The sequence below is a fragment of the Streptomyces sp. NPDC058620 genome (assembly GCF_042717135.1).
Classification (GTDB): domain Bacteria; phylum Actinomycetota; class Actinomycetes; order Streptomycetales; family Streptomycetaceae; genus Streptomyces.
On sequence record NZ_JBHXQO010000013.1, the window covers coordinates 169,707 to 175,706 of the forward strand.

Genomic DNA, 6,000 nt, shown 5'->3' on the forward strand with positions numbered 1-6,000 from the left:
GCTCCGTTCATCGGAGCCGGGGCGGACGTGTGTCCGAGGGGTGGTGCGGCAGTCCGGACGGAGGCGTGACGGAGCTGCCGTACTCCCGGTCCGCTCAGCGGAGCCAGGGCAGGTCGGCGCCCGTGCCCTCAGGTTCCAGCCCGGCGGCCATCACCCGCATGATCTCGCCGAGCCCGCGTACCTGCTCGGGCGTGAGGCGGTCGAACATCGCCTGGCGCACCGCGGCGACATGGCCCGGGGCGGAACGGCGGAGCATCTCGAAGCCCTCGTCGGTGAGGACGGCGTTCTGGCCGCGCTTGTCGGAGGGGCAGTCCTCGCGCCGCACCCAGCCGTTCTTCTCCAGCCGGGCGATGGCGTGCGAGAGGCGGGACCGGGTGATCTTGGCGTGCTTGGCCAGCTCGGTCATCCGCAACTGGCGACGGGGCGCCTGGGCGAGCTGGACCAGCAGGCCGTAGTAGATGTGCGGCATGCCGGCGTCGCGCTGCAACTGGCGGTCGAGGTGGTCCTCCAGGAGCGTGGTGGCATGGAGGTAGGTGCGCCAGACGCTCTGTTCTTCGTCGGTGAGCCAGCGGGGCCCGCCGGTGGATGCCGTGGTCATGGAGTCCACTCTACGACCCTTTCTTGAAAGTTGAACTAGATAGAGCTAAGGTCTCTGGTACTTGGAACTTGAAGTTTCAATGAAGCGATCCGAACGGGTCCGGAGCAGCAGGGGAACGGGAGTGTCATGACTGTCACCGCGGAGCGCATGCCCGCCCTCTACCTCTCCCACGGGGCGCCCCCGCTCGCCGACGACCCGGTCTGGCCCGGTGAACTGGCCGCCTGGTCCGCCACGCTTCCCCGCCCCACCGCGATCCTGATGGTCTCCGCCCACTGGGAGGAGGCCCCGCTCGCCCTCGGTGCCGACGAGACCGTGCCGCTCGTGTACGACTTCTGGGGCTTCCCCGAGCACTACTACCAGGTGCGCTACGCGGCCCCCGGCGCCCCCGGGCTCGCGGAGAGCGTCCGCAAGCTGCTGCGCGGCCCCGGTACGCCGGTCCAGGACATCCCGGACCGCGGGCTCGACCACGGTGCCTACGTGCCGCTCGTGGAGATGTTCCCGGGCGCCGACATCCCCGTACTCCAGATCTCCATGCCCACCCTCGACCCGCGGAAGCTGATGGACATCGGGCGCAAGCTCGCCCCGCTGCGGGACGAGGGGGTGCTGATCGTCGGAAGCGGCTTCTTCACTCACAACCTGGCCGCGCTGCGACACCCGGGCGGAGGCACTCCCGGCTGGTCGGCGGAGTTCGACGACTGGGGGGACCGGGCGCTCCGGGCGCACGACGTCGACGCGCTCCTGGACTTCGAGCACAAGTCCCCGGCGGGCCGGCTGGCCCACCCGCGCACGGAGCACTTCGCGCCGCTCTTCGTGACGCTGGGCGCCGCGGAGCACGAACTCCACCAGGGGCGGAGCGTCATCGACGGCTTCTGGATGGGACTGGCCAAGCGCTCGGTGCAGTTCGGCTGAGCGTTTCCGGGGGCCGGGAGTCCGGGAGTCCGGCGGGGCTCAGGACTCCCGGCCCAGTCTCTTCTCGTACCAGGCCACGTCCCAGTAGCGGCCGAACTTCCGGCCCACCTCCGAGAACGTGCCGATGTGGCGGAAGCCGAACGTGTCGTGCAGCCGGGCGGACGGTTCGTTCGGCTGGGCGATACCCGCGTAGGCGCGGTGGACGTCCTCGTCGGCCAGGGCCTCGAACAGGGCCTTGTACAACAACGTGCCCAGCCCGCGCCCTCTCGCGTCGGGAGCGCAGTAGACGCTCACCTCGACGGACGTGCCGTACGCCGCCTTGGGCCGGAACGCGCTGCTGGTCGCATATCCGAGGATTCGTGGCGAGTCCCCGGTGTCCTGAGCAACCAGGAGGCGGTGAGGGCCGTCTTCAGGGTGGGAGCGCAACCACGGGAGGCGCTGCCCGGGAGTGAAGGGGACCGTGTCGAATGTGAGGGCGGTCTCACGGACGTAATGGTTGTAGATGTCGGTGAGACCCACCACATCCCCCTCCGAGCCCGGCCTGACCTGCACTTCTGTGGGTATGTGCACCATGTGTCCTCCCGTTGGGGCCGACAGGGTACTGCATGATCGCGAAAGTGAATGCGGCCCAGGGGAATTCTGTCCGGATTCCAGTCGTTGTTTCCATCGGATGCAGGGCACCCGAAAGGGTGTCGCGACCTACTCAGCAAGGGAGTGCGCATGGCAACCCGTGCCGTCGCCCGTCGTTCGTCCACCACCGGTGGGACAAGCCGGGCGAGCAGTGTTCGCGCCGTGGGCGGGGAAATCGCCGATCGCGACCTGGTCGGCATGTACCTGGAAGAAATAGCTCGTACGCCCCTGCTCGACGCCGCCAAGGAAGTCGATCTGTCGCAGACCATCGAGGCGGGCGTCTACGCCCAGCAGATCCTCGACGGCGAGGTGGAGAGCGACGCCGGCGGAGCGAAGCGCGAGGAGCTGGAGGCGCTCGTCGCCGAAGGCGAGCGCGCGAAGGACGTATTCATCCGGTCCAACCTCCGGCTGGTGGTCGCCGTGGCCCGGCGCTACCCACGAGCGGGTCTGCCCCTGCTCGACCTGATCCAGGAAGGCAACGCCGGACTGGTGCGCGCGGTCGAGAAGTTCGACTACGCCAAGGGGTTCAAGTTCTCCACGTACGCGACGTGGTGGATCCGCCAGGCCATCACCCGTTCCATAGCCGACCAGTCCCGCACGATCCGGCTCCCCGTCCACCTGGTGGAGGAGCTCGGCCGTATCCGTCGGGTGCAGCGCGAGTTCAACCGCGAGCACGGGCGCGATCCGGAGCACGCGGAGATCGCCGCCGAGCTCGACTCGACCACGGAGCGTGTGGGGAACGTCCTGGACTGGGCCCGTGACCCGGTCAGTCTCAACATGTCCGTGGACGACGAGGGCGACACCCAGTTCGGTGACCTCCTGGAGGACACCTCCGCCGTTTCGCCCGAGACGTCCGTGATGACGCTGCTGCGCAGCGAGGAGCTGGAAGACCTCATCGGCAAGCTCGACAACCGGACCGCGTCGATCATCCGTATGAGGTACGGCATCGAGGACGGGCGCGAGCGGACCCTCACCGAAGTCGGCAAGCAGCACGGTCTGACCCGGGAGCGAATCCGCCAGATCGAGAAGCACGCGCTACTCGAATTGAAGCGAATGGCTGACGACACGGGCTTTGACGCTGCGGCGTGAGCCAATAACCCGTAACCTCACAATCAAGCCGGTTCGCACCGGCACCCTGAGCTGAGTCCCGGCGCCCACCCCCCCCCGGCGCCGGGGCTCATTCATGTCCGGGGCCGATCCACCGGGGCGGGAGCCCGCTCAGCTCGCCGAGGACGCCCGGGTCAGCCGGGCCCCCAGGTCGCTCAGATACTCCGCAAGCTGTGGCGGCTCGTGCGCCGTGAACTCGCAGTCGACGAGGGCCAGCCTCAGCGCCACCCACTCCAGGGAGTCCCTCGATACCGCCCGCAGCCGGCAGCTGTCCTCGCCGGTCGGCTCCGGTGCGCCCAGCCCCGAGGGCAGGCGTGCCACCACGAAGTCCGCCGGAGCCCGGAAGCTGACATCGATCCGAAGCTCCGGCTGCATCCGGGACATCGACCGGGCGAAGAACTGGGCGGCGTCCCCGTCCTCCCCGGGCAGCTCGCGCGGCGTGAAGCGGGCCCCGGTCGCCATCGGCTCACTGACCCGGTCCACCCGGAACGTACGCCAGTCGTCGCGCTCCATGTCGTACGCGACGAGATACCAGCGGTACCCCGTGCTCACCAGCCGCACCGGTTCCACCAGCCGCTTCGTCTCGGCGCCGTCCCCCGCGCGGTAGGCGAACCGCAGCCGCTCCCGCCCGGTGACCGCCGACGCCATCACCGTCAGCGTGCGCGGGTCGATCGTGGCGCCGTCGCCCCGGGTGAGCGGCAGGGTGGCGTTCTGCAGGGACGAGACCCGGTGACGCAGCCGCGAGGGCAGCACCTGCTCCAGCTTCGCCAGAGCCCTTACGGACGCCTCGTCGACGCCCTCGATGGCGTGCCCGGCCCCGGCCCGCAGCCCGACCGCGATGGCCACCGCCTCCTCGTCGTCGAGGAGGAGGGGCGGCATCGCGGTGCCCGCGACCAGGCGGTAGCCACCGACCGAGCCGCGCGTCGCCTCGACCGGATAGCCGAGGTCCCGGAGCCGGTCGATGTCGCGGCGGATGGTGCGCGGGGTGACGTCGAGGCGGTCGGCCAGTTCGGAGCCCGGCCACTCGCGCGGTGTCTGGAGGAGCGACAGCAGATTCAGCAGTCGTGCCGGCGTATCGGTCATGCCTTCAGGATGCCCGGCCATCAGGTCACGAACTGTCCTAATGGCCCTCTAGCTTCCTTCCATGACTTCTTCCGAATCGCTGCCGTCCACGACGGCCGCCCGCACGGCGACCGAGGGCTCGGTGACCCCGGCGGCCCCCGCCGACCGGCGCCGCTGGTACGCGCTCGCCATCGTGATGACCGCGGCCTTCATGGACCTGGTCGACGTCACGATCGTCAACATCGCCATTCCGAGCATCAAGCGGGACACCGGTGCCTCGTTCAGCTCGATCCAGTGGATCACCGCCGGGTACGCCCTCGCCTTCGCGGCCGGGCTGATCACGGGCGGCCGGCTGGGCGACATCTACGGCCGCAAGCGGCTCTTCCTCATCGGCATCGGCGGCTTCACCCTCTCCTCCGCCCTCTGCGGCTTCGCTGCCGACCCGGAGATGCTGGTCGCCTCCCGCATCCTCCAGGGCGCCATGGCGGCGCTGATGGTGCCGCAGGTGCTGTCGATCGTGCACGCCACCTTCCCCGCGCACGAGCGCGGGAAGGTCTTCGGCCTCTTCGGCGCGATCGTCGGACTCGGCGCGGTCTCCGGCCCGCTGCTGGGCGCGCTGCTCACCGGCTGGAACCTCTTCGGTCTCGAATGGCGCCCGATCTTCCTGATCAACCTGCCGGTCGGCATCGCGGGTCTGATCCTGGGCAGCAAGTTCATCAGCGAGTCGAAGGCGCCCAAGGCGCTCCGCCTCGACCTGGTCGGGGTGTTCCTGGTGACGCTCGGTCTGCTGATGCTGATCTTCCCGCTGACCCGGGGGCACGAGCTGGGCTGGCCGGTGTGGGGTCATGTGTCGATGGCGGGCAGTCTCCTGGTGTTCCTGGCACTGATCGCGTACGAGCGGCGGAAGGCGGCCAAGGACGGTTCGCCGCTCGTCGAGCTGTCGCTGTTCCGGGTCAGGAGCTTCGCCGCGGGCATCGCCGTGCAGCTGACCTTCGGCATCGGCCTCGGCATCTTCTTCCTCGTCTGGACGCTCTACATGCAGATGGGTCTGGGCTGGAGCGAGCTGCGGGCGGGCACCACGGGCATCCCCTTCTCGATCGCCGTCTCGGTCGCCGCAGGCATCTCCGTACAGAAGCTGGTGCCCCGCTTCGGCCGCAAGGTCCTACAGGCGGGCGCGCTGCTGATGATCGCCGGACTGCTGCTCTACATCTGGGAGTCCGCGCATTACGGCATGGACATCACGCCGTGGCAGATGGCGCTGCCGCTCGTCGTCATGGGCGTGGGGATGGGTCTGATCGTGGCCCCGCTGACGGACGCGGTGCTCTCCGAGGTGCCCAGGGAGCACGCCGGATCGGCGTCCGGGCTGATCAACACCGTCCAGCAGATGGGTACGGCGCTGGGGCTCGGTCTCGTCTCGGTGGTCTTCTTCGGGGTGGTCGACGACGCGGCGGCGCCGCGGGCGGTGGGACCGGCGTTCGCCGAGGCGTTCCAGCAGTCCCTGTGGTGGGTGGCCGGGGTGCTGGCCGTGATCTTCCTGGTGATGTTCGCCCTGCCGGCCCGGCCGAAGGCCCATGTGGAGGGCTCGGCCGACGGCAGCACGGCTGACGGCGGCACGGCCGACGAGGGCCCGGCGCCCGACGGCGACAGCGCCAGGGAGCCCGCGCTCACACGCTGATCGGCACGTCAGCACGCAG

6 protein-coding genes are annotated in these 6,000 nt (G+C 69.6%); 3 read left to right on the forward strand and 3 right to left on the reverse strand.

The window, feature by feature from the left end:
* Positions 1 to 94: 94 nt before the first annotated feature.
* Entirely contained in the window at positions 95 to 607 is a 513-nt protein-coding gene (locus ACFWSK_RS16070; RefSeq protein ID WP_383785726.1) for a MarR family winged helix-turn-helix transcriptional regulator, read from the reverse strand.
* Positions 608 to 724: 117 nt separating this feature from the next.
* Between ACFWSK_RS16070 and ACFWSK_RS16075 the strand changes: the two genes are divergently transcribed.
* A complete protein-coding gene (locus ACFWSK_RS16075; RefSeq protein ID WP_383785729.1) occupies positions 725 to 1,507 on the forward strand; it encodes a dioxygenase in 783 nt (260 codons plus the stop codon).
* A 39-nt stretch (positions 1,508 to 1,546) separates the two neighbouring features.
* Here the strand turns inward: ACFWSK_RS16075 and ACFWSK_RS16080 are convergent, their stop codons facing one another.
* Positions 1,547 to 2,080, reverse strand: coding sequence for a GNAT family N-acetyltransferase (locus tag ACFWSK_RS16080; protein WP_383785732.1), 534 nt, complete (start codon positions 2,078 to 2,080; stop codon positions 1,547 to 1,549).
* A gap of 147 nt (positions 2,081 to 2,227) precedes the next feature.
* Here ACFWSK_RS16080 and ACFWSK_RS16085 point away from each other — a divergent pair, with 147 nt between their 5' ends.
* On the forward strand, positions 2,228 to 3,226 hold the full coding sequence (locus ACFWSK_RS16085) for an RNA polymerase sigma factor RpoD/SigA (RefSeq protein WP_383785734.1): 999 nt from the start codon (positions 2,228 to 2,230) through the stop codon (positions 3,224 to 3,226).
* 129 nt (positions 3,227 to 3,355) lie between these two features.
* On the opposite strand, the gene ACFWSK_RS16090 is transcribed toward ACFWSK_RS16085, so the two are convergent.
* Positions 3,356 to 4,327, reverse strand: a complete 972-nt coding sequence (locus ACFWSK_RS16090) for a helix-turn-helix transcriptional regulator (RefSeq protein WP_383785736.1) — start codon at positions 4,325 to 4,327, stop codon at positions 3,356 to 3,358.
* Positions 4,328 to 4,388: 61 nt separating this feature from the next.
* Here ACFWSK_RS16090 and ACFWSK_RS16095 point away from each other — a divergent pair, with 61 nt between their 5' ends.
* Positions 4,389 to 5,981, forward strand: a complete 1,593-nt coding sequence (locus ACFWSK_RS16095) for an MFS transporter (protein ID WP_383785739.1) — start codon at positions 4,389 to 4,391, stop codon at positions 5,979 to 5,981.
* The last annotated feature ends 19 nt before the right edge of the window (positions 5,982 to 6,000 follow it).

Excerpts from the sequence above, each read along its gene's own strand:
- ACFWSK_RS16075 (WP_383785729.1), top strand. The coding sequence starts at position 725 with ATGACTGTCACCGCGGAGCGCATGCCCGCCCTCTACCTCTCCCACGGG.
- ACFWSK_RS16080 (WP_383785732.1), bottom strand. The coding sequence starts at position 2,080 with ATGGTGCACATACCCACAGAAGTGCAGGTCAGGCCGGGCTCGGAGGGG.
- ACFWSK_RS16085 (WP_383785734.1), top strand. The coding sequence starts at position 2,228 with ATGGCAACCCGTGCCGTCGCCCGTCGTTCGTCCACCACCGGTGGGACA.
- ACFWSK_RS16090 (WP_383785736.1), bottom strand. The coding sequence starts at position 4,327 with ATGACCGATACGCCGGCACGACTGCTGAATCTGCTGTCGCTCCTCCAG.
- ACFWSK_RS16095 (WP_383785739.1), top strand. The coding sequence starts at position 4,389 with ATGACTTCTTCCGAATCGCTGCCGTCCACGACGGCCGCCCGCACGGCG.